This is a genomic window from Flavobacterium plurextorum (assembly GCF_024638035.1).
Lineage (GTDB): Bacteria > Bacteroidota > Bacteroidia > Flavobacteriales > Flavobacteriaceae > Flavobacterium > Flavobacterium plurextorum.
Map to the genome: position 1 here is coordinate 4,303,629 of NZ_CP100442.1, position 25,553 is coordinate 4,329,181.

Here is a 25,553-nt window from a genome sequence, read left to right on the forward strand (position 1 = left end):
TTCTATATTTATCCTGTTAAAATAAAAACAAAAAACAAGCGTTCCTTTTATTAAATATCAAAAATAAAACATACTAACTTTAAAAAAACTAAACCTTAAATGAATCATTTTCTTCGACTAACGTGTACGCTATTTGTTGTGTTATTTTCTTCCTGTCATTCTTTTGCACAACAAGAAGATAATTATTCCGCCAAAATTGACAGCTTAATTAAAGTCACAAGTCCTAGATCATTTAATGGAGTAGTTTATATACAGCAAAACGGAAAAACAAAGTACGCTAAAGCTTTCGGTTATCGTAATTTCAATACAAAGGAACCCCTTAAAATTTCTGATAGATTCTCAACAATGTCTATTGCCAAACAAATTACGGCAGTACTTGTTTTAACTGAAGTTGAAAAAGGAACAATCGATTTACAGGCTGTTGTTCGAAAATATTTACCTGATTTTAAATACAGCTGGGCAGATTCTGTAACTGTACATCAATTGCTTAATAATACATCAGGAATCGGCAGTGAAAGCCTTGATAAACCTTTGAAATTTTCTCCAGGAAGTAATTTTAGTTATTCTAATCCCGGCTATTCTCTTTTGGGTGAAATTCTCGAAAAGCAAAGCAAAAAAAGCTATAATCAATTAGTAACAGCATTGTTTAAAAAATGCGGTATGAATAATAGTTCTTACCCTTCGGAAAGTGCCCAAAAAACTTTAACAAAAGGACATACTATTAAAACTGACGGAACATTTAGAGTAAATGAAAAAATTAATTTTGAGCCGTCTCAATATTTTGGTTCTAATTTAATTGTAACAGCACCAGATTTAGCAAAATGGGATGAAAAATTACATAATGGTAAACTGCTAAAAAGTGAGACTTATAAATTGATGACAACTTACTCTATTACAAACACGCATCTCCTTTTTAGTGACAAACCAATTGGTTATGGTTATGGATTACGAATTAATGATCAAGCTGCTATAAAAGAAATCGGACATACTGGATTTCATCCTAGTGAAGGATTTACTGCCGTTAATTTGTATTATCCTGCAAGTAATACCAGCGTAATAGTAATGGAAAATCAAGCAAATGAAAACTTTGATATTGCGTACTATTTTGAACAACAGATACGAAGAATTGTTTTGAAATCTAATCTTTTAAAATGAAGAAGCTGCTATTAATAGTGAGTTTGGTTCTTTTCTCGATACCCATTTTTGCTCAGAATATCTACTCAAAAGCATACGGAAACAGTAAAAATCCGGCTATTATTTTTATTCACGGCGGACCAAGCGGCAACTCTAACCTTTTTGAAGGAACAACTGCCGAAATACTAGCAAGTAAAGGTTTTTATGTTATTGTTTATGATCGACGTGGAGAAGGAAGATCTAAAGATGAAAATGCTGTAATGACTTTTGATGAAAGTTTTAACGATTTAAATCAAATTTACAAGACTTACAGCATAAGCAAAGCCAATATTCTTGCTCATAGTTTTGGAGGAATCGCTGCCACTTTGTATACCGCTAAATTTCCGAAAAAAGTAAGTTCATTAGTTCTTGCAGGAGCTTTGTTCTCACAACAGGAAACTTACGATCACATTCTAAAAAATGCAGCTGAATATTTTAAAAATGATACTTCTAAACTTTCTCAGATCAAGAAGATTGAAAACCTAAACAAAAGCACTGCAGAATACCGAAAGGGATGTTATGATATCGCAAGTGAAATGAATTATTTCGCAATGCCAAAACCAACAAAAGAAAGTACAGCATTAAGAAATCAATATGAAAAAAGCATTTTTTATAAAACTGCTGTCAAAAATGCGGAATCGCCTATCAAGTTTTACAAAAATGAATCAAAAAATAACATCGATACCAAATCGATACTTCGAGAAATAAAAGCTGAAAAGATTCCTGTTTATGCCATTTATGGTAAAAACGACGGCATATTTTCAGAGAAGCAATTAAAAGACATGCAGCAAATTACTGGTAAAAATAATTTCAAAATACTGAATAACTGTTCTCATTATTTATTTGTAGATCAGCAAAATGATTTTATAAATTTTGTATCGAATAAATTAAAAAACAAAGGCTGATCTTTTGGCTTTAATTTAAATTCCTTTTAATCGAGAAACCAATCTTAAAACAAAGAATCGCAGCATTTACAAAAGTATACGCTGCGATTCTTTTACTTTATATCTAATTTTATTCTGCTAAAAATGCGACTTAATCTCTGCCTTATAAGTACTTTTTATTACTCATAGGGCTTTTTTTGTTATGAAGTAAATCGTCAGCAATTTGAATCATTCCGCTGTTGTTTGAACCTCCCCAAAGCTGTCTTCCAAATATGTAGCTTTTGGTATATTCTTCCCAAGTCACGCAATAACTCTTTAGACTTGTATATGATTTTCTAAGATATTCTTTCAATTCTGCTTCAGAAAGATAACCAGCGTCATAACAACAACGTGCTAAAAAAGCTCCTCTTCCATAGTTCCAAGCAGAGTCTTTTATTCTTCTTATTTGTGCAAAATCCTTAATTACATTTTGCTCAATTAACTCAGGAACAACATTATTTAGATTTCTGTAGATCTCTAAATATCTTTTAAAAATTTCTTCTTCATGAGGTAAATTCGATTTTAAAATAGAAACATACTCTTCTTTATTCTCAAAAGCATCATACACAACATCTATATATTCGTCTTGATTTCTTTCTTGTAAATCTAAAAGTATTTCGATGGCACCATCTTTATCAAATATACTCCAGTAATCCTCCAAAATTGTTTTTAAAATACTTTTGCTGAGTCCTGTTTCGTAAGAGTTAAGATAGGCAGATTGCTGCTCAGCATACATTGCACTAATTAATAAATAGTCTAATTGCTGACCAACGACCACATTTTTATCGTTTAATCGTATACTTTTAAACGCATTAAAAATCTTTGAAAGAAAAACCATATCTACTTGTTTTTATTGCAGATTTGGAAACTTGCTTTGCAGCACTTTTACGAATTTTTCTCCTACTACCTGATATTTTGCTCTTGTTAAGAACTGTTTATTTACATTTAAAATATCTGCTGGATCTGGCGTATAATGCAATCTGTCATGAATTTCAAGTGACAAAGGATTACCGTCTATGTTAAATGTAATGATGTGTGTTTTTGGTAAATATTCTTCAGCCGATTTTGAGTATGCTCCTAACTGTGATTTTAAGATTCCGCCATCTTTCAGTTTTGCTTCTTCAATTCGGAAATTATCAAAAACAATGTGCTCGTCTAACTCTCCAACAGTATCAGTACTAAAAAAGTGCAAATCATTACCGCTCAATACCCAAAAACATTCCGTTTCTATTCTTTGCAGTTTAACGCCTACTGCCGAAAGCGCAACATTTTTTAGACCATCAGTTACAACTTCTTGAACTTTCTCAGCTTTAGTCTGCGGCACAGATGCAGAAGTATAGGCATCGATTGTTTTTCCTTTCATCCATTCTTTTAGTTGTGGAAAATCTTGTTTTAGAACCTCTTCTTTATGAAGATCATACTTTGTTCTTTCAAAATCTAAATCAATTTCTTTTTTTACCGAAGCATGTTTTTTATTCATGTATACCATAAAAATGATACCGGCAATTACTAAAACAATGGGAATTAAAAATAGTGGATTCATAATTTAATTAAATTTATTTAAAGGTTAAGTGGTTTGACATCTTTCTTTTTTTCTTTTCCGAACAAGCCGTAAAAAATCAAGCACAGCAGAAGAAATAGAATTATTTTTCCGCCATACTGCGTATAAAACCCAAGTTTCAACAACTGGATTTTGTTTAATTTATTTGTACTGATTATTTTTTCAAGCTGTTCATCTGACAACTCATAATAGCGGTCAGAATCTGGTTTTACTAACACGAGCTTTGGTTCTTGAGTAATCCAAGCGGGTATCCATGCTATACTATATTCTTGGTGAAATCTGCCAAGATCTAAGTGTACATTTGATTCTTCTTTTGAAAGGTATTCATCGGTGTTTGGCAAGTCTGAGACAATCTCGATTTTATCAATTTTTCCAATTGGTATTTTTAATTTGGCTGAAGCTGCACTGAAAGAAAATAAACTAATAATTACTAGTACGAAATCCTTTTTTATAGATACCATAATTTTAAATCGTCTCAATTTTAATATAGGCTATTTGGGGTTAGTCTTGATCTTGTAAAACATAAAAAAACAACTGCATAAATATTTCCTAAAGACGGCCTCTGTGAGAGCTTCTTTACTACTCTCAAATATATATCATTTTTCTTACACCAAACAACAATAAAATTAAACTTTTAACTTTTTCACTACGATAACCTTAATTTTAAAAGGCTGATTATCATTTTATTTTAAATGTTATTTTAACATTTTACAAAATACTAGGATGTCTGTCGCTTTTAATTATCCTGAAATTTAACCAGTACAATATTTGGCTTTGGAGCTGGTTCCATAGCTGCTCCCATATAAAAACTAGTATGCGGCGGCTGATTATAACCTACATTCTGCCAAGCGATGCTTAATCGATACTGCGGATCATGCATTAAAGTATATTGTCGCACATTGGTTGGAATTGTTGTTGAATAAATTCTGAGTTCTTTATTATCTTCAGATCTCAAGATCAATTCTTCACGCCAATCGCCAAGAATATCTGCTGAAAGTGCAGGTGTCGATTTTGTGCCGTTGTTTGAAACAGCTCCTTCGGCAGTAAACAATCTTCCAAAATTATATTTATCGATATAATTTGAATTTAAAAGTTCTCTTGAAGTATCGCCGTCCCAATAGATTAAAAAGTTAGTTGAGCTTGGTGCTTTTCCAATATTATTTCCTTTCATGTCATGCAGATATGGAGAACCTGACCACCAGCATTGCGCCCCTTTTCGGGTTGGATCAATATTATCTGCAACTCCTCGGCCTACATCTTCATTAAGAGAACTTGTAAACAGTACTTTTCCATCTTTAGCCGAAAACAAAGTGACACCCGGACCTGTTGTTCCGTTTTCAATTTCATGAATTCCGAAAACCTCTAAACCTGGAATATCCAAATCTAGATCAGAAACATGAATCGCATCTCCGTGTCTAAAACCCGTTGTATACAAACCTTGTCCATTATCATCAACACACATCGATCCGTAGATTATTTCATCTTTTCCGTCATTATCGACATCAGCAACTGTAAGATTATGATTTCCCATTCCCGAATATGGGTTTTCAGCATCTTTACTGTCAAAAGTCCATCTTGAAATCAATTTTTTATTTTTAAAATCCCAAGCAGCTAAAACCGTTCTGCCATAGTAACCGCGACACATTACAACACTTGGGTGAATTCCGTCGAGATAAGCAATACAAGCAATAAAACGATCCATTCGGTTTCCTTTCGTATCATTGCCTCCGCTTCCTCCTCTTCCGCCCCAGCCAGCCAAATCGCCACGTTGTGGTATATAATCAACAGTTGTAACCAGCCTTCCCGTTCTGCCGTCAAAAACCGAAAGATATTCTGGGCCTTTTAAAATCTTGCCATACGTTTTAGAATCAGGATCGCGGTCAACCCAGTCTTTTGAAGCATCTCCAACCACATTTCCTCGACTGTCTGTTGTTCCATCTGCAGTTTTACAAACCAATTCTGCAATACCGTCACCATCTAAATCATACACCATAAACTGCGTATAATGTGCGCCTTCGCGGATATTTTTTCCAAGATTAATCTGCCATAAAAATGTTCCCTCTAAAGTATAAGCCTGAAATATTGGTGGATCTGTAATTCCTGTTTGAGAATTATCATGCCCTTTTCCCGTCATATGAACAATCAAATCGTATTTTCCATCTCCATTTAAATCACCTGTAGAAACATCATTTGCAGTATAACCCTCAATTTCTTTTAATTTAATCGATAAATATTGTTTATCGGAAGCATTCATCGAAATTGTAAAACTCCCCGAAGCTTCAGATTCTTTTCCTTTTAAAACCGTTTTTACAAACCAAGTATTCTCTTCTTTAGCATTAGCTTTAGTGTCAACAAAATTGGTCGCGCCTGTAATAGGCTTTTCATTTAATAAAACGGCTTTTTTAGCACCCCTTTTTCTATAAAGATTGAAAGCCAGATCATCAGAATCTGTTCCTAAAACCCGCCAGCTGATAAAAAAATGTCCCTTATCTTTTATCGCGATAATACCGCGGTCTAGATTTTCCATTTGTCTTTGACTCAAAGCTGTCAAACTCACAAAAAACAATAAAAAGAGAATATACTTTTTCATAAATTTTATATTGAATTGTGGTTAATTTTTTCACGCAGATTTAGCAGATTTATTTTAATCTCGCAAAGTCGCAGAGTCGTAAAGTTTTTATTCTAAGATTTTCTTTACGTCTTCGCGACTTTGCTAGAACTGCAGATAAAACTTAGAACCTTAGCATCTTAGAACCTCAAAAATTAAAACATCTTCTTAAATCCTTCGCTCTTAACCCTCCAAGTTCCATCTTTTGGGAAACCCGGATTTTCTCCTTCAGATCCATCCCAGCCTGCACACATCATGGCAACAGCTGTTAGGATTCCGCCGTTACCTGGAAGATAAAGTGTTAATCGTTCCGCCTGATAATTATGTCCGTTTTTTAAATATGTATTCGTTGTTACTTTCATAAAAAGAGCATCAACCGCTTTATCGGGCATGTTTAAACGTGCTGCCGACATCGCTGTCATCGGGAAATCCCAACCCCAGGTTTTATCCCACGACCAAGTTTTCCAAACCAGATCAAAAGTGTTTTTCATGATTTTCTTATCTAAAAGAGAAGTTTCCGGCAGCATTCCAAAAGTTCCCAAAACAGACGGATGATCGGTTTTAAATTCTGGATTGGTATAGGAATCTGTTGCGCTTTCTGTTGCCAAATACACATTATCTGCAACTGGAAGTTTTGACAATTTAGCCAAAACGGTTTCCCACTTTTCAGGGACTTTTTGGTTTAGCTTTTTCTTCCATTCAATTGCTGTTTTCAAGGCCCAGTTCCAATATGCCAATTCATACGTTGGATTAAAAGTTTCCATTGCTTTAAAACGTTCTTGAGCCGGAATCACGCCCGGACCTAAAACATAACGATCCGTTTTAGAATCGTAATTAGCAAACGAAGCCATAAAATCGGCCGTTGCAAAAACGCGTTCACTGTATAAATTTAAAGTCGAAGTTGTTGGTTTTGCTCTGTAAATCAATTCTGCATAAGTAATAAAATGCGGCTGCTGCCAAATTAAAAATGATCCTACAGACGATGGACTTTCATTCCCGTCTGCATCAACCATTTTCTGCCATCTTGCTCCTTCAAAACCTTGTCTCTTAGCAATGTTTTTTGCTTTATCAAAAACCTTTTGATACCAAGGAAGACTCTTTTCTAACAATTCTGGTCTGTTCCAAAGTGCAAAATGAACACCATGCCACCAATGCATTTCTAAATGCGGTTTTCCGTACCAGCTGTTATACGTTAAACCCGTTTCCTGAGGTGGTACTTTTCCTGTACATTGAAGTTTAGTAAGATATTGTGACAAAATAATTCTGCGCTCCAGTTCACTGGCACGAGGATCTGTACTGCCTGAAAAATCAACGGCTGCACCGCTGTTCCAGAATTTCTCCCAGCCTTTTATACTGCTGTTTTGTATGTCTGTGAAAGTGGAATTTTTAATCGATTTTTTTTCTGCTAAAGCAAAAAGACAGCTCAATTCTAATGTATTAGTATTCGAAGTTTCAACAACAAAATAATGATCTGAAGTTTGTTTTATCTGAGCGTTTCCTTTCCAATTTAAATTTACATTATACGAAATACTATCCATTACATGAGTAACAACGGCTTCTGTTTTTGACTTTGCTGTAAGTGTGCTTTTATATTCTTGTTTTCCTTCCCATTTTGTTCCCATATCTGCCCAATCTCCTGTTGGAAATGGAATTCGTAAACTTATCTTTAAACGTTTTTGCTGTAATAAATCGGATTTTACCTTTACGCCAATTTCATCTTTTTCCTGATGTGAAGCTGTTAAAACCGTTACTGGAGTTCCTTCAATTTCAAAGTAACTTTCGATTTCTCCTGTCCACACATTTAGTTTTTGCGAAATGGCTTTTACGTCAGATGGCTTTGCCAAACTTCCATCTTTCTTCGTAATTTCAAAACCTAAATTTCCCAGCTGCAATAAATGCGGGTTCTGTCTGAACCAGTTTACTGCTTCAACTTTTCGCTTTGGTTCTTTAATCTGAACCGTATACGAAATGTCTCTTCCGTATTGTTTATAATCTATTAAAGTCTCCGAAAACTTATAATTATTGGTGTTTTTATAACTATCCCAACCCCATTCCGATTGTGTTCCAAGCGGAATTCCGTTTTGATATTCTTTCGGAAAAGTCTGTAGTCCAGTTGCATCAACCGTAAAAGCAAAAGCACCGTTACCAACCGTTAAAGACGCCAAAGTATCAATAGCCGAAATTTTGACATTGTGCCTTGTTACTAATGCCTTTCGATCGATTTTCTGCTGTCCGAAAATTGATATCGAAAATAGGAATGCAATAATTACTTGATATTTTTTCATTTCGTTAAATATTTTTAATGGTATCAGATTAGTTTTCAGTAAGCCTGCTCAATTTTGTCATCTCGACGAAATCTTCGTTTGCTGCTCTACATAGATTGTCGATTTTGATTGAGGAATTTCGAGTGTGATTTCTCGTTCCTCGAAATAACAAAAGGAGTTTAATCAATTGTGTTTTGTAACTTTCATATGGCTATTTTTTTTTGATAGTTTTTTTGAAGTTTAGGGTTTTAAGCTTGCTTCAAATTCGCCCAACTTAACAGCCAACCGTTTGTCAGGTTGAGCGTAGTCGAAGCCCATTTTTACAATTATCTAATTATGTAATTGACTAATTATCTAATTAATGTCACACTCATCAAACCAATCACAACATCGTTTGCAATAGTTTTCAGAGTTAGTTTTTTTAAAGTTTTATTTTTGTCCAAAGGCAATTCTAAAATCGTTCCTGCACCACCGTCAACTCCGTAGCTGCTAAATCCTTTTATAGTTTTAAAATCTTTAAAATCTCTAGAAATTTCTCCTGTTTTAAAATAAACTCTTGGCGGTCTCGGAGCATCGGTTGTAAAGGCAAGTCCGTCAATAAAATAATCTTGCTCGATTGGCCACCAGTTTTCAGGGTTTTTTAATGGCAAAACTTCCGAAGTTCCGTCAGTATACTCTATTTTAATTTCTCCGTTTACGATTCTACTTTGCATTGGATTTGTAGTTCCTGCAAGCATAAAATAAGCGTGCGAAGCTTTTCCGCTTAACGGAATATTGATACTTTCTGGGAAATTATCCCACATCGAAGTAAAGATTATATTTTTCTGATTTTCATCAGAAGGTGTTTGAAAAGGAACTCCGTTTGGAGTTGTAATTTTTCCTGTCTGCTTTGCTTTTTCACGTAAACCTTTATCATCAATTTGAACTGAAACGTTTGGATAACACCAATTTCCAATTCCTTGTTTTGGCAATTGTAAAGTCACCGTTTTAGGTCTTGGCGACAAATATTCATAATTGAATATATCAGTGACTTTTGCATTAAAAAAAGAGGATAATGATATCGTTTCTGTTCGCTGTGATTTGTCCAGCGGAATATCCCAGTTAAAGTCTTTCTGATTTGATTCTTTAGGTTTTATATTTAACTCAACAGGATACCACCATGATAATTCACCCTGTTTCATCTGAATAAAGAATGTTTTATTTCCTTCGCCTTTTACAATTGATTGAAGTGTTCTTTCTTTTTTATCAATTTGACTTAAAACACCTTGAGGATCGTAAATTGAAACCATTTCTCCTTTTGCAATGATAATATTTAAAGCATCCCCAGAATTGTATGAAGGCTTAGTATACATTTTTCTAAAAGTTCCGCCTTTCCAATTGATCACTACATCATAAACTTTATTATAAGGAACTTCAATGCTGATTTTTGGAGTTCCGATGCTCTCTGGAATACCTTTCCAAGAGACATTCTTTCCATTCACACTAATACTTTCAATTCCGTCAAAAGGAGCATTTAATAGTAATTTCAAGCTCATTTTTGTCGCAAAATGGTTTTCGATATGATAGTTGTCTTTCTTATCTTTTCGACTAAAATCAATCGAAATATCAGGAATTTCTAAAGATGCGTTTTCCCACTTTTCAGGAAAACCAGGTTTTATGGTTAAAACTTCATTTACAGCATCCGGCTGAATCCCGAAAAGTCCTTCGACTAACGTTCGAGAAGCCATTCCAATTGGATCAGCAAAATCGCGGTATAATTCGCCTCGCATAGCATCTTGATACATAAGTTGTTCAAAACCGCCTGGAGAAGCGCCTAAATACATACTCTCAATCAAAGCACTTTCCCACATTGTGTATGCTTGTTCAGATTGTCCGCCTTGCCAGAATGCCAGCGAAGTATGCAATTGTTCTGCTAAAGCAACATTATTAGTTGACCAAGTATAAGGCTGCCAGTTTGTAGTGCTTATAACATACAAATCTTTTTTATCCAATCCGTTTGCTGCAATTGGAATATGCGGAATTTGATTATTGATATAATCCAGCATTTGGTAACTCTCAAAAGGGTTTGATAATTCTGAATCAATTGTATGGTAAATGCTCCAAACTCCGGGTGAATCGTGCAATATTCTATTCCCTAAAGCATCTTTATATTCGGCAAAAATTCCTTTTTTCGGAATCCAAAGCTGATTGTTTACTGCTTTTAAAATTTTATCAGTTTCTTTTTCAAAAGGAACGGCATCTATATTTAATTTTTTAGCCAGTTCTGCTGCCATTTTATTCGCATAATAATTATAAGCCGAAGAATGAATTACGCCGCCGCCGCTGTATTGCAAAGCATCGCTTGCCCAAATTGAAGCATAAGCATCATAAAGTCCGTCATTATCTGGATCAAAATTTCGTTTTTCCCATTTTAAATGGCGTTCAATTGTCGGCCACATTTCTTTTAAGAAAGTCAAATCTCCTGTCCATTTAAAATGACGAAACATCTGATCGAAAAAAACCAGATTCATATCATAATGATGCGCGACGTTATTTTTATTCGGACTTCGGCTGATGTAACCGCTGCTGAACATTGAGGTTCCTATTTCTTCTTTCTGACGCGCTAGATTTTTTTCTTCATCAAACACAACCGGACCACTTTCCGGCGACGTTACCTGCGAATTACTGTAACTTGTAAAATGCGTTTTTGCTCTATCGTGCCATCCTAAAGGATCTGCTGTATAAGCTCCGCGCCAAGCATTTAAATACATTCTCCAGGCAATTGCACCATGAAGATAAGCTGGACTTTCCCAAATTCCGTCAGAAGCAATAGCAAGTGCTGAACCTAGTGTATTAATATAATCATCAGGCGTTTTTACTTTAATTCGATTGGCTAAAAGATGTGTTGTTGTAACCGATTTTTCATAAAGTTCGGCAATGGTTTTCTGTGTATAATTTACTTTTGAAACTTCGGGAACAAAAAGCCAATAGCTTCCTTTTTCTGAAATAGAACTTACCTTCCCGCTTATTAATGGCAATACTTCAGACTTAGAATTAAAAAGCTCTAAAGGGGTATTCTGAACATTAGCATCTGCTAAACGAACATCAGAATTTGGAAAAAATCCAGTAACATTTTTATTATTTCCTGTTTTCTGTTTGTTGCTTTCAGAACCATAATCCAAAAGGAAAGATTCCTTTTTCAGCGTATATTTATTATTGAGGCAGTAATTGGGCTGTAAATAAAAAACCGATTCAGGATCTGCGCCAATATCACCGTCACGACTGAACTTTTTTCCAGTTGCACCGCCATAAGCCCAAATTAAACTAGTCTTTTTAGACCATTTTTCGCTGTATAACTTTACAATAAAACCTTCACTTTCTTTTAGTGCGACAACGTCAATAAACAATTTCCCTCCTTCCAAGATTGGATCTTCGATTGTGTATTGCATTGTTCCTAAAACATAACGTGTATCAATTTTCGCTGCTTCGGTAATCCATTTGCTTTCTTTTCCGTTTGTTAATCCTAATTTGAAATTACCGCCCATTCCAGGCATATACATTGCAAATTCAGGCAAATCTCCAGTTTCAACTCTAAATCCGGTGTTGGAACCATAAAGTGCACGATTAAATTTTCGGGTTCCGTTTTTTAAAACAAAACTATTTCCTTCGGGTGCGTAATGTAGTTTACGAATGGGTGTTTTTTCCTGACCAAAAACAATCATAGTTGAAGTCAGAAATAAGCCCGCTAAAGTGCAAATAGTTCGTTTTTTAATTCCCATAAAATTCAAATAATTGATAATTATTAAAATTTGAATAATAAAATTTATACTCGTTTATTTTATTAATTCAATAATTGAGATGCAATTTCTTTGTTTTTTAGCGGGATACTATCCTGCACCTACCTGATTTTATAAATTTAAAAAATATATTAATTTTTAGAATTATCTAATATTTTTTAACATCATAGTACAGGATACAATATAAAAAAGGAACAAGTAGATTTGAAATTACAATTTCTATTTATTGATTAAGTGAAAAGAAATAGAATTTGTAAAATGACATTTTAAACGGATTACACTATACTTAATTTTAAAGTTCGACAAAATACTATGTTTTCAAATCCTACTATCAAAATTCTATTTTTTATCTCGCTTCACCTCTTTATTAGTCAAAATTCTGAAGCACAAAAAACAGATTTAATTTACCTTTCGGGCAAAGATTTTGAGCATCCTGTGCAATGGGATTTTTATTGTACTGATGGAAACAACAGTAAAGTCTGGTCTAAAATAAATGTGCCTTCTCAATGGGAACTGGAAGGTTTTGGCGAGTATACATATGGACGCTGGTACAAGGAATTGAACCAAAAAGAGCCTAGTAAGGAAGAAGGTTTTTATAAATATGAATTTGAAATACCGTTAGATTATAAGAATAAAAATGTTCTAATCGCTTTTGGCGGTGCAATGACGGATACTGAAGTAAAAATTAACGGAAAAATTGCGGGTGCAATACATCAGGGAGGTTTTTATGAGTTTAAATATGATATTTCTTCTTTATTAAAGTTTGGTTCTAAAAATTTGTTGGAGGTTCATGTTTGGAAACATTCTGCTAATAAATCTGTGAACAATGCTGAACGAAGAGCGGACTGGTGGCTTTTTGGCGGCATTTATCGTCCAGTCTGGCTTGAAGTTTCTCCCAAAACCCATATTCAGAATATTGCTGTAAATCCGAAAATGGACGGTTCGATTACTGTTGATTTAAACCTGCAAGATATTCCAAAAAACACGCTTTTAGAAGTTTCACTTTCTGGTAAAAATGGAGAAAATTTCTCTGCTTTTACTTTTCCGCTTAAAGCGAAAACCACAAAAGAAACTATCATGACAAAATGGGAAAATATTAAACCATGGAATCCTGAAGCCCCTAATTTATACAATCTAAAACTGGCTGTAAAACAGAACGGGACTGTACTTCATGAATACGAGAAAAAGATTGGCTTTAGAACTTTAGAATTTAAAAAGAAAGACGGCATTTATGTAAACGGCACCAAAATTATCATGAAAGGTATTAATCGTCATTCTTTTTGGCCGGAAGGCGGACGCAGTACAAGTAAACGTATCAGTGAACTAGACGTTAAACTAATTAAAGATATGAATATGAATGCCGTTCGCGGTCATTATCCGCCTGGCGATCATTTTCTACAAGTCTGTGATTCGCTTGGTCTTTTTGTTTTAAATGAATTGGCAGGATGGCAAAATTCGTATGATACTGAAACGGGAACTAAATTGGTTAAAGAAATGGTGACGCGCGATGTAAACCATCCATCAGTTATAATTTGGGATAACGGAAATGAGGGCGGCTGGAATTACGATGTTGATAAAGTATTTGCCGAAAATGATCCGCAAAAAAGAATTGTCATTCATCCGTGGGCCGATTTTAATGGTTGGGACACACACCATTACCCAACTTATCTAACAGGAATGCATCGCTTTAATTCGGGTGAAAATGTATTTTTTCCAACTGAATTTATGCACGGAACTTACGATAACGGTCACGGAGCTGCATTAGAAGATTTTTGGAATCGATACAAAGAAAGTCCGCTTTTTGCTGGAGGTTTTATGTGGGCAATGCTTGATGAAGCGGTAAAACGTTCGGACTGGAAAGGCGAACAAAAGTTTGATTCAAAAGGTTCTTTGGCAGCTGATGGAATTCTAGGACCTCATCGTGAAAAGGAAGGAAGTTATTTTTCGGTTAAAGAAATTTGGGCGCCGATTCAATTTCAGTCCAAACAAATTACGGATACTTTTGACGGTACTTTTTTAATAACGAATGATTATCTATTCAGCAATTTGAATTCCTGCAAAATGGAATTTAAAGTTCTAAAGTCAGAAAATGATGTTCTATATACGAATAAAACAGCTCAAGAAATAAGTTCTGGAAAAATTGAAATTCCGAGTATTGAACCAGGAGAAACACGAAAGATAAAATTTAATGTACCGCAAAATTTCTATGAAGGTGATATTTTATCAATCACGGCTTTTGACCAATTTGAAAAAGAAATTTATACTTGGACATGGACAATTCACAAAGCTGCATTTTATGCTACAAAATTTTTAGCGGTTCAAAATACAAAAGCAAAAGCTTCAGTTACTAAAAGCAATTCTGAAATTATTTTAAAAGGAAACGATGTTACGGTAATTATAAATGCAGCAACGGGAGAACTTCAAAAAATCAGCAATAAAACTGCTGTGATTCCGCTTACAAATGGTCCGCGCCCAATTGGAATGAAAGCGAAATTAAAAGATATTCAGATTTCGCAAGAAGGTGAAAAAGCAGTCTGTATTGTAAATTATTCAGGTGGATTATCTTCTATAAAATGGATTATGGAAGCTGATGGAAGATTAAAAATGGAATTACTGGCTTTAAAAAATGCTTCTGGTGGAGAAGGTTTTGACGGTGCTTTTTTTGAAGATAAAATCAGTGCTTTTGGTATTACATTTAGTTTTCCTGAAAAAGAAGTTACTGGAATTAAATGGTTTGGAAAAGGTCCGTACAGAGTTTGGAAAAACAGAATCAAAGGCACAACATACGGTTTTTGGGAGAAAGAATACAACAATACGATTACCGGAGAAAGCTTTGAAAACCTGATTTATCCAGAATTCAAAGGATATCATGCTAATTTATTGGGCGCCAATTTAAAAGCAGGAACCTCATCGTTTAAAGTTTTGAGCGAATCTGATAATTTGTTTTTGAGATTATTTACACCAGATCTGCCTAAAAATAGTTTTTCAGGAAGTTACCCGCAGCCCGATTTTCCCGAAGGTGATATTTCGTTTATGTATGAAATTCCGGCAATGAGAGATTTTAAACCTTTGGAACAACAAGGCCCGCAAAGCCAGCCGACAAACATCCGAATTAAAAAAGGCGACGATGGGATAAGGATGGATTTGTGGTTTGATTTTAGATTTTAGATTTTCCCTAAAGGCTTCGACTTCGCTCATCCTGACAAATGAAAACAGCTGTCATCCTGAACAAAGTCGAAGGCTAATTTACTACTTACAACTCATAACTTATAATTGAAAAAACATGAAATCACTTAAGATATTTTTCATTTTCTCTTTGGCTGTATTATTCATCAATTTTACACCGAAACAAGACCATAAACCTACTCTTTTTACGGTGGGAGATTCTACTGTAAAAAACGGAAAAGGCAATGGCGCAGGCGGACTTTGGGGCTGGGGAGATTTTATTGGGCAATTTTTGGATACTACTAAAATTAAGATCGAGAATCATGCTCTAGGCGGAACAAGCAGTCGTACTTTTCAAGATAAAGGTTTATGGAATATGGTTTTAAACAAACTTAAGAAAGGTGATTATGTATTAATTCAATTTGGACATAATGATGACGGCCCTTTAAATGACAGTCTGCGTGCTCGAGGAACGATCAAAGGTATTGGAAATGAAACTCAGGAAATTGATAATATCCTGACTAAGAAGCACGAAACGGTACACAGTTATGGCTGGTATATTCAGAAAGTAATTCGTGAGGCTAAATCAAAAGGCGCTATTCCGATTGTTTGTTCACCAATTCCTAGAAATGACTGGAAAGATGGGAAAGTACCTCGAAACGATAATTCATATGGTTTATGGGCAAAACAAATTGCGGAAAAAGAAAAAGTTACATTCATTAATTTGAATGAAAAAATGGCTCTTGAAATGGAAAAATTAGGGGAACAAAAAGTAACGGGAACTTATTTTTATAAAAGAGATCATACACACACCTCTGCAAAAGGGGCTGTTTTATCTGCTTCGACAATCATCGATGAAGTAAAACACAGTAAAAACTCCTTAAAAAATTATGTTCTTGAAAACCCAAAAATTGTTCTGCCTGTAAAAAACAAAGTCTTTTTAATAGGCGATTCTACTATGGCTGATAATGGAAATCCAGATGCTGTTGGCTGGGGCGTTGCTTTTCCAAAATATTGTGATACTACTCGTATTGCTGTTATCAATAAAGCAAAAGGCGGCAGAAGCAGTAGAACTTTTGTTTCTGAAGGTCTTTGGGATGAAGTAAAAAATCAGTTACAACCGGGTAATTTTGTTTTAATTCAGTTTGGTCATAATGATGCCGGTGCGGTTGATAAGGAAAAATTCAGAGGTTCGTTAAAAGGAATCGGCGATGAAACCCAGGAAGTAATTCGTCCTGATGGATCAAAAGAGCTTGTACATACTTTTGGCTGGTATATGACAAAGTTTATTCGAGAAGCTAAAGAAAAAGGCGCAATTCCAATTGTTTTAAGCTTAACGCCAAGAAATGAATGGCCGAATGATAAAGTAGAACGCAGAGTGGATACGTATATAAAATGGTCGAAAGAAATTGCGGAGAAAGAAAATGTTCTTTATATAGACTTAAGTGAAGCGGTTGCTAAAAAATATGAGGCTCTAGGAAAAGAAAAAGTAAAGAGCTTTTTCCCAAAAGACCACACACATACGGGTGCAGAAGGTGCTGATTTAAATGCATTGACCGCAGCAGAATGTATTAAGAAGGTTATGGGGAAAGAGTTGTGAGTTGTGAGTTGTGAGTTGTGAGTTGTGAGTTGTGAGCACGCCTTCGACTTCGCTCAGGCTGACAGCTTTTTTTCATTTGTCAAGCTGAGCGGAGTCGAAGCCAACCTGAAACCTGAAACTTGAAACTTGAAACTTGAAACAAAAAAAAACCTCGTCAGGTTGACGAGGTTTTAGTTGTATTATTTTTTTGATTCTTCGATAGAAACTTTTCTGAACTCTTTCAAAAGTTTTTCGATTTCTAAAGTAGCTTTACGTGCTCTTGGTCCTGCAGCTTTGATACCTTTTTCAGTTAAAGATTCAGCTTCTGCTTTGAATGCGTCAATTTCGGCGTTGATTTTTACTAATAGATCTTTCATGCTTGTACTTATTAAATTAAGGCGCAAAAATAGAGGTTTGATTGATAGTTACAATAAATTTGCTGTTAAAATTATCATTGTTTTTTGTGCTTTAAATTAGCGTTAAAATCACATTTTATTTCTGTCAAAACTTGCTCATTACAACAAACTATTAATCAGGTATTTACTAACAAATAAAAAAGACAATGCTCTTACAAGTGCTTCGAGATGCTAGTTTAAAAAAACATACAAACTTTAAAAAAAGCTAAAATTAGTTCTGTTTTAGTTAAAAACTGGTGATTGTTTATTGAGGATATGCGTAAAAATTACTCTATTAACTGCTTATTTACATAGACATTCTTAAAACTCACACCTTTTATTAGGCTTTTATCAATACTTGTTTTGGCCGCTTGAATATTCAAATTCTCGAATGTAAAATTGGATAAACGTACGTTTGGATCGTTTTCTACACCATAAAAGGTTTCGCATTTCAAATCAATATTTTTCAAGGTTACATTGTCTCCGTAAGACAATGGAACGTCTGGACGGCCTTTTAAATCAAAAAATTGTTTCCAAGCAAAAATCGCCAATCCAGTTTTGGCTTCTCCTTTTATATCTTCCACTCTTATGTATTCATATCGCTGCGGTGTATCTGGTCTCATTTTTAGCCATAACATTCGTGAAGCTCCGTCTATTTTACAATTTCTCATAATGACATTTCTGTTATGAATAGATTCACTTCCGTTTGTTAATGCGGAATGACAAAATCCGAAATTGGTGTTTTCAATAATTATATTAGAATTTGGACCGTTGTTTTTATCTTGATCTGCATAAGGACCTTTTCCGCCTTTTAAAGCAATTGCATCATCGTTTACTGACATATAACAGCCTCGTATTAACACATTACTGCAAATGTCAATATCGATGGCGTCTGTGCTTGGTGCTTTAATTTCGATATGAGGTGAAAAAATATACAAATCCAGCAGTTTTACATTATTGCATTTATAAAAATGATTCGTCCAAAAACCTGAGTTAATCAATTTTACATCCTGAAGTTGTACATTATTTGAGTTCCATACAAAAACAAGTCTTGGTCTCGAAACTTCTAGATTGGTGCACTTTGGATTAATTTTTCGTCTTTCCCAAAAGGCTTCCCAATATTTTTTACCATTTCCGTTAATGGTTCCTTTTCCTGAAATCGAGAAATTGTCAACACCGTAAGCATTTACCAAAGCAGGGAAATAATCTAGGTTCTGCCCTTCCATTCGTGATGGCATTATTGGATAATCAGCAATATTATCTGAGCCTTTTAAAACTCCTCCTTCTGAAACGTATAATGCTGTTTTTGGTTTAAAAAATAAAGCACCGCTTAAATAAACTCCTTTTGGAATAACAATTACTCCTCCTCCATTTGCGGCAGCTTTATCTATAACTTTTTGTATTGCAGCGGTCTGAATTTTAGTACTGTCTTTCCCAACATTAAAATCTGTAATAAGGTATTGTTTGCCTAAACTCTTTAATTGAATTTTAGAATAATCTTTAAACCAATTTAAAATTGGACTTCCATCTGGGAATGTGTCATTAGTATAATTCTGCGAGAATGTGACTTGAGAAAAGCCAATAACGCAAAAAAGGATTCTTAAAATAGTTTTCATTTGGTTAGTTGTTAGTTTTGTAGTTATGTATGACTGTTATTTTACCTCAACTTTAACTTTAGCCGATAACTGCTTTGCCAAAGTTGTCACGTAATTGGTAAAATATGCTGAATCTTTAAAGTTTTTCTCGGCGCTGAGTTCCCAGCCGGCGATTGGGTAATAACTTACTTCTTGATTATTTTTTACAGAAACTTTTATTAGATATGAATCTGTTAACTGTCCGGTTTTCGGTGCTTCTATATATCCTTTGTATAGGTTTTTCGGAATTATTACAGCGGTTCCTAAAATCCATTGACGTTCGTAGGTTAGTTTATCATGCTGAATAAAACAAACAAAATCTCCTGCTTCAATTACTTGCAATGGGTTTTGATTGTTTAAATTAGAAAGTGTAATCAATAATGTGTCGTTTCCTTTTAAACCATTTACCGAAACTGTATTTTTATAACCGTACATTCCAGGCCAGATTGAAGCTGTTTCTTCTGCTTGATACTTATTTCCCGACGCTTCCCAATTTTGGTATTTATAGTTTAAAACTGAATTTACAGGGCCTTCACTTACAATTTTAAAAGTTGTTTTTTCGATATTATTTATAGTATCATTGGCTAAAATTCCAAGTCTGTTTATTTTATTGTCATTGGTCAAGAGAGCAAAACCACCTAATCCTGCTGAGCTTCCAACAGGAAAAATATCTCTTCCCCAATCGTGCATTACGTGGTAATTGTCTTCAACTGCACCTTTACTGTTTATTCCAACATCTTCTGGTGTAATTCCCGGCGTTTTTTTTCCGAAAACATCTTTGCAGTTTCTTCCATCTAAATAATGTCTAAAACCTACTTTATCATTTTCCCAAGTTGGACCATCAGTTTGGTATTTTTGATAACCGAGTTTTTTATGTACTTGATTAGCTAATAAAACTTCTTGTGTATCTGGATGAACGGGCAGATTTTTACCTTCTCTTTTTCCAAATCTGGCACTTGTTCTAATCGTGAACTTTGGATCTTTATTTGACCAGCTTAAAACAGCTTTCTTTTCTTGGTTTACTGCAAAATCAGTTACCAAAAACAATTCGTCCCATTTTCCGTCACCATCTAAATCATTTACCTGCGCCGGAATTGTATCATTTTTATAAATTAAAATAGGATACGTTCCAGATTCTTTATTTACAGAAAGTTGGTTTCTTTTGATGGAAATGGCTTTTTGAGTCAGTTCTAAGTTGGAAGTATTTTTTAAAACAATTGTATTTTCAGCTGTTTTTTTCTGTGCATTGCAGTTTACAAAAACCAAGATCGATAATGCAATTGGTGCGTAAAGTTTTATTGTATTTTTCATTCTTATTATAACTTTTTAATTTAAAACAATTTACTCATTTAATCTAAATGAAAAACCTCTTTTAGTGCGTTTGTTTTTGGTGAATTATCTGGATTTGTTTCCATAATATCAGCCATATAATTCCACCATTTTTTCATAAGAGGATGGCTTGAAAGCTGTGAGCGATCAAAATCTAAACTTAATTTTTGAACGCCAAAAAGTACTCCGCTTTCTTCATCTAAAAAAATAGAATAATCCTGAATGCCATTTTCAGACAATAAGGTTGTTAACTCCGTCCAAATAGCATCATGTCTTATTTTATATTCGGTTTCAAAACCTTTTTTCAATTTCATTGTAAAGGCATTTCTAACAATTTGATTTTCCATTTTTTCTCTGTTAAACTGTTTGATTTAAAATTTCATCTAAACGATTATAAAAATAAACGCTGATGAAGTTTCATATTTTCCGCCTTGCGACGCCGTAAATAAATAAGTTGCTTTTCCGTTTTGAAATAATAATTGCGGGCGTTCTGCACGTCCGTATCGATTTAAATGTTTCGGAGCTTCTGGTTCTTTTACATATTTGCTTAATGGCTGATATGAAATTTGCGGATCACTCCAATGAATCCCATCTTTGGAGTCCATATAAAGTCCGTAATCCATTCCAAAAACCCCCATATCTCTCGCCAGCATTTTGAACCTTTTATTTTCATACCATACAAAAGCGTCTTCACATTGCTTATTGTCTCCTAATTTTGAAAAATCAATTAATGGATTGTTTTTGTATTTTATATAAGGACCTGTCAACGATTTAGAAATTGCTAATCCGTATTTTCTGTTTCCTTTTATAGGGAATTTTGGATGCACATAATTCTCTGTATCTAATGATTTATAATAAAGCCAATATTCGCCATTTGGATGTTTTAAGAAGGAAGGATTTGTAGTTAATAAATCATCCCAAGCACCTTGTTCTCCAGGTTGTAATAACGGTTCATCTGATCGTTCCCAAGGGCCGTAAAGTGAATCTGAAGTCGCTAAACCAATTCGCTTTGTATCCATTTTTCCGTTCGAATTTCCCATGAAAAAAAGCGCATATTTTCCATCTACAAAATGAATACTTGGATTATGACAGGTTGTAGCATCCCAAAAACCCTCACCTCTTGGTGCTAAAATAGTGCTGACATATTCATAAGGTTCTTCTGGTTTATCGGCAACTGCATGCGCAATTTCAGAACCGTTTATCCAGCCGCTCATGCTTTTTGATTTTTTCCAACGAGAAAAGAACACATGAATCTTACCATCCGGACCTTCAATTGGACTATTACACCAAACGTAATAATCTTCAAATTCTAAGGCACGCCCGACTGGTCGAAGTCTTTTCTCGAAATCTGAAAGTTTCGGGTCATCGAAAAAAGCACTGGCTTCTGCCGAAAACGGAAGACACAACGCAATGGCGGCGAGAGAATTTCCAATTATAAATTGTCTTCGATTCATTTGACTTTTATTCCGATTTATATTTATGTCTTAAATATTCTCACGCAGATTGAGCAGTTTTTTTTACAAACTAATTAATCATTTGATCTCTGGCTTTACTCTTAAACACATAGAAACATAGATTTTTTATTTCTTCAGAAGAGCCTTTAAAAAACTAGTTTTTACACATAGCTATGTGTGTTTATGCAAGTGAAACGCCTATCTTAAATTCAATAAGCTATGTTTCTATGTGTTCGAAAAAAACGTTTTTACTTCTTTTCAGCTATTACCCATTCATCTGTTCTAAAAGGAGAAACGGGTAAGTTTTCATTGTTGAATAAATTAGACTCTGGAACGGCTTTCCAAGCAAATCGAACTGCTGCAGGTTCTTTTACTTTTGGCGAAGTAACTATTATTGTTTTTCCTTCAATTTTTGCTTCGGCTGGATAAAAAACTTGGTCATTTCCTGCGATTTCAAATTCTTTCAAGGTATCACCAGTTTGCTTTAATCCAGAATCGGTATAATCAAAAAACAGCTGTACTTTTTGTTTCTTGATTTTCATATGATTAAAAATAGGTCCTGAATACACCAGCTTATTTTCTCCATACGTTTTAGCTCTTGCTATGAGCGCTAATCTATAACCAACGGTCTGTTTGTCTATTGGATGAATATTTTGTGCATCTCCAACATCAGTCGTAACAACCATTCCGCTGTTAGGTATTGTTTTTAAGGACATTAATTGAGCTTCTCTAATTTCTGCATTTTGTCCTTTATGGGGTGTGATCTGCACATAATAAAATGGAAATTCTCCTTGTTTCCATTCTTCTCTCCAGCTTTTTACCATGGTTGGAAATAAACTTCGATACAAATAGGCTTTTCCTGAATTGCTTTCGCCTTGATACCAAATTGCTCCTTTTATCGTGTAGTTTACTAAAGGATGAAGCATAGCGTTATACAAAACATACGAAGTTTTATTGGGTTCTTTTTTAGGCTTTTTTAATTGTGATTTTGGAGCATTTGCTGCGCTTGCAATTCGTTCGTTTGTAAGTGCTAAATAATATGCTTCCAGTTTTTCTTGATACACTTTTTCGTTTTTTGCATCTTCTTGCAAAATGGGTAAAAAAGCAACATCTTCTTCTAATACATTCTGCGCGGTCCAAGCTTCGGCTTTGGTGCCGCCCCAAGAAGTAGATATTAAACCGATTGGCACGTTTAGTTTTTGATACAAATCTCTTCCAAAGAAATAGGCTGCTGCCGAAAATGTTTTGATACTTTCAGGCGAACAGATTCTCCAGCTTCCTGTAACATCTTCAAGTGGTTTTGCCGATGCATTGAGGGCAACTGTAAAAAGTCTGATGTTTGGAAAAACAGCATTTTTTACTTCTTCTTCATAGTTTTTAACACCCGTTTTCCAAGTTCCTTCTTCTCTTCCAACAGGGAAAAACATATTTGACTGACCGGAACAAAGCCAAACTTCACCAATAAGAATGTTTTTCAGCGTAATTTTATTAGAGGCTTCGATTGTAATATCGTATGCAGCTTGTCCTCCTTGCGGAGTTTCGACTGTTGTTTTCCAATTTCCTTCAGCATCGGCAGTAACATTTACTGGAAGATTTGACCATCCTAAATGAATGTTTATTTTTTCATTTGGAGCAGCCCAACCCCATAAATTAACTTTTGCATTTTGCTGTAAAACCATATTATCGCTTACCAAAGCTGGAAGTTTTACCTGAGCTGAAAGTGAGAGTTTTGCACTCAAAACCAATAAAAGTAAAAGAATTTTATTTGGATTTCTCATTGTTAGTTTTTTTTATCTAAGTAACACTTTAAATTTAAATTAGCTGTTCTTTTTTTGCATCCTGTGCTTTCCTGTTTTTTACACATAAAACCTAAAAAAGCTGTCTGAAAAAGACAGCTTTTTAAAAACAAAAAATATATAAAAAAATACTAATTACTAATATATTCCTGTTGGGTGTAAATTGTTAAAGAAATTAAACACATAGAAACATAGATTTTATCCTTAATAAAGAAGACAAAAAGAAACACATTTCCTTCACATAGCTATTTATGTGTATTTAAAATAAATGAAACGCCTTTTTTAAAATCTTCAATCCCGATAGCTATCGGGAATGTTTCTATGTGTTAGATAAATTTCGTCCAGCTTATTAATTACTAATCATAACCTAAATTTTGATCATAAAGTCCAGGAACTGCTAGAAGTTCTTGCAACGGAATTGGATACAGTAATGAATTGTTATCGATTGTTCTGATTTTATTCTCAGTATCTTCAGCAATTCTCCAAGCGTTCATAGTTGCCACTGCTTTTCCTGATCTAATTAAATCAAACCATCTTGTTCCTTCAGCAAAAAACTCTTTTCTTCTTTCTTCAAATAATTGATCTAAAGTAATGTTTACAGCATTTGCAGGCACACCAGCTCTGGTTCTTACTCTATTAACAATTGCATCAACATCTGCTTGAGTACCGCCGCCGCCGTGAAGCGTACATTCTGCCATAAGCATCAAAACATCAGTATAACGAGTGATCATAAAATCAACTCCCCAATCTTCACGTCCGTTCCCGTATCTTGCAGGATCAATGTATTTTTTGAAAACTGGCAGAGTGTAACTTCCTTTGTAAGTTCCAGAAGCTACAGTATAACTTGTAGCAATACCATAAAGTTGTCTTTTATCAGCGGCTGTAAACAATTTCATAAAACCAGTTGAAATTGGTCTTGCTTCTAAAGCTCCTTGTGCTGATAAATTTACAGATGCAAAATAAGGTTCATAACCTAACTCTACCATGAAATTTCCACCAACAGGAGTTGAAATATTTTGTGTGTAAGAAATAGTCAATACGTTTTCTTTATTAGCATTTCCTTCGGTTTTAAAAATTGGTTCGTAATCTGTACCAAAAGCATATAAACCGCTCAACTTAATATCGTTTAATTGCTGATAGGCTTTGTCCCATTCATTTAAACCTAACATTGCACCATCAATTCCGTAAGTTGGGCTTGAACGAGTCATATAAACAAGTCCTAAAAGTGCTTTTGCGCCATATTTTGTAACACGTCCGTAATTTGCATTATCATAAGAAGGAAGCAAATCTGGAATTGCCAATTCTAAATCTGAGATAATTAGTTTGTAAACATCTGCAACAGCGGTTCTTTTTATTTTTGAAGCTTCGCCGGCAGTCATTGTTTTGTCAATTAATGGCACACGTCCAAACCATCTTAACAAATCAAAATAACAGAATGCTCTAAGAAAACGTGCTTCAGCAGCCATTGCGGTTTTATCGGCTGGATTTGTAAAAATCACATCCCCTTTTTCTGCAATTTTTTCTAATAACTGATTTGCTTTATAGATCGCATTGTAATTGGTAAGATATGCTTCTTTTACATAAGTATTTGAACTGATGGAAGTGTAAAAACTATTGATTCCTTCCCAATCTCTTGATGCCGTTGTAGTTGCCATCAAGTTATCAGATCTGGTTTCGCTTAAATTCATTAATCGGTTTGCATAACCATATACGGTTGCTCCGTGAAAAGCAACGGAATAAGTTGCATTTCTTGCCTGTACAAAATCACCTGGTGTTGCATAAAAATTTTCGATCGTGCCTTGCGATAATGGCAGCTGAGTCAGCTCATCTGTACAAGATGATTGTGCGAACAACATTAACGCACCTGCTGCTATGAAGATATATTTTTTCATTTTC

Annotated in this window: 17 protein-coding genes; 4 read left to right on the forward strand and 13 right to left on the reverse strand. The window is 34.5% G+C overall.

All coding sequences use genetic code 11. From position 1 onward, the window contains the following. Positions 1-99: 99 nt before the first annotated feature. A complete protein-coding gene (locus tag NLG42_RS18795) occupies positions 100-1,155 on the forward strand; it encodes a serine hydrolase domain-containing protein (protein WP_257681889.1) in 1,056 nt (351 codons plus the stop codon). Continuing rightward, positions 1,152-2,078: an alpha/beta hydrolase gene (locus NLG42_RS18800; RefSeq protein WP_257681890.1), complete on the forward strand. Its 927-nt coding sequence runs from the start codon at positions 1,152-1,154 to the stop codon at positions 2,076-2,078. Before NLG42_RS18795 ends, NLG42_RS18800 begins: the two co-directional genes overlap by 4 nt. Positions 2,079-2,220: 142 nt before the next feature. Here NLG42_RS18800 and NLG42_RS18805 read toward each other — a convergent pair whose 3' ends face one another. The 6 genes from NLG42_RS18805 to NLG42_RS18830 all read right to left on the reverse strand — a co-directional run bounded on the left by NLG42_RS18805 (position 2,221) and on the right by NLG42_RS18830 (position 12,287). Then, entirely contained in the window at positions 2,221-2,934 is a 714-nt protein-coding gene (locus tag NLG42_RS18805) for a DUF1266 domain-containing protein (protein ID WP_099718715.1), read from the reverse strand. Between the two features lie 12 nt (positions 2,935-2,946). Continuing rightward, on the reverse strand, positions 2,947-3,639 hold the full coding sequence (locus tag NLG42_RS18810; RefSeq protein WP_257681891.1) for a hypothetical protein: 693 nt from the start codon (positions 3,637-3,639) through the stop codon (positions 2,947-2,949). 17 nt (positions 3,640-3,656) lie between these two features. Beyond that, positions 3,657-4,118, reverse strand: coding sequence for a hypothetical protein (locus NLG42_RS18815; RefSeq protein ID WP_257681892.1), 462 nt, complete (start codon positions 4,116-4,118; stop codon positions 3,657-3,659). Positions 4,119-4,393: 275 nt separating this feature from the next. Then, positions 4,394-6,247: a rhamnogalacturonan lyase gene (locus NLG42_RS18820; RefSeq protein WP_257681893.1), complete on the reverse strand. Its 1,854-nt coding sequence runs from the start codon at positions 6,245-6,247 to the stop codon at positions 4,394-4,396. A gap of 173 nt (positions 6,248-6,420) precedes the next feature. After that, entirely contained in the window at positions 6,421-8,550 is a 2,130-nt protein-coding gene (locus tag NLG42_RS18825; protein WP_257681894.1) for a hypothetical protein, read from the reverse strand. Positions 8,551-8,879: 329 nt separating this feature from the next. After that, positions 8,880-12,287 carry a DUF4450 domain-containing protein gene (locus tag NLG42_RS18830; RefSeq protein WP_257681895.1) on the reverse strand — a complete coding sequence of 1,136 codons (3,408 nt, stop codon included), beginning with the start codon at positions 12,285-12,287 and terminating at the stop codon, positions 8,880-8,882. Positions 12,288-12,617: 330 nt separating this feature from the next. On the opposite strand from NLG42_RS18830, the gene NLG42_RS18835 reads away from it, so the two are divergent. Both NLG42_RS18835 and NLG42_RS18840 read left to right on the forward strand, forming a co-directional pair. Continuing rightward, complete coding sequence (locus tag NLG42_RS18835) at positions 12,618-15,473, forward strand: glycoside hydrolase family 2 protein (RefSeq protein ID WP_257681896.1); 2,856 nt, start codon at positions 12,618-12,620, stop codon at positions 15,471-15,473. Between the two features lie 115 nt (positions 15,474-15,588). Next, the gene (locus NLG42_RS18840; RefSeq protein ID WP_257681897.1) at positions 15,589-17,070 is read left to right on the forward strand and encodes a rhamnogalacturonan acetylesterase; all 1,482 of its coding nucleotides are present in this window, start codon (positions 15,589-15,591) and stop codon (positions 17,068-17,070) included. 179 nt (positions 17,071-17,249) lie between these two features. Here NLG42_RS18840 and NLG42_RS18845 read toward each other — a convergent pair whose 3' ends face one another. The 7 genes from NLG42_RS18845 to NLG42_RS18875 all read right to left on the reverse strand — a co-directional run bounded on the left by NLG42_RS18845 (position 17,250) and on the right by NLG42_RS18875 (position 25,549). Beyond that, on the reverse strand, positions 17,250-17,426 hold the full coding sequence (locus NLG42_RS18845) for a histone H1 (protein WP_029272605.1): 177 nt from the start codon (positions 17,424-17,426) through the stop codon (positions 17,250-17,252). A 305-nt stretch (positions 17,427-17,731) separates the two neighbouring features. Further along, positions 17,732-19,060, reverse strand: a complete 1,329-nt coding sequence (locus NLG42_RS18850; protein WP_257681898.1) for a rhamnogalacturonidase — start codon at positions 19,058-19,060, stop codon at positions 17,732-17,734. Positions 19,061-19,096: 36 nt separating this feature from the next. Next, positions 19,097-20,389: a DUF4861 domain-containing protein gene (locus NLG42_RS18855; RefSeq protein ID WP_257681899.1), complete on the reverse strand. Its 1,293-nt coding sequence runs from the start codon at positions 20,387-20,389 to the stop codon at positions 19,097-19,099. Between the two features lie 38 nt (positions 20,390-20,427). Further along, a complete protein-coding gene (gene rhaM / locus NLG42_RS18860; protein ID WP_257681900.1) occupies positions 20,428-20,754 on the reverse strand; it encodes an L-rhamnose mutarotase in 327 nt (108 codons plus the stop codon). A gap of 36 nt (positions 20,755-20,790) precedes the next feature. Beyond that, positions 20,791-21,861: a glycoside hydrolase family protein gene (locus NLG42_RS18865; RefSeq protein WP_257681901.1), complete on the reverse strand. Its 1,071-nt coding sequence runs from the start codon at positions 21,859-21,861 to the stop codon at positions 20,791-20,793. Between the two features lie 248 nt (positions 21,862-22,109). Continuing rightward, on the reverse strand, positions 22,110-23,639 hold the full coding sequence (locus NLG42_RS18870; RefSeq protein ID WP_257681902.1) for a sialate O-acetylesterase: 1,530 nt from the start codon (positions 23,637-23,639) through the stop codon (positions 22,110-22,112). Between the two features lie 374 nt (positions 23,640-24,013). Next, positions 24,014-25,549 carry a RagB/SusD family nutrient uptake outer membrane protein gene (locus NLG42_RS18875; protein ID WP_089059364.1) on the reverse strand — a complete coding sequence of 512 codons (1,536 nt, stop codon included), beginning with the start codon at positions 25,547-25,549 and terminating at the stop codon, positions 24,014-24,016. Between the last annotated feature and the right edge of the window lie 4 nt (positions 25,550-25,553).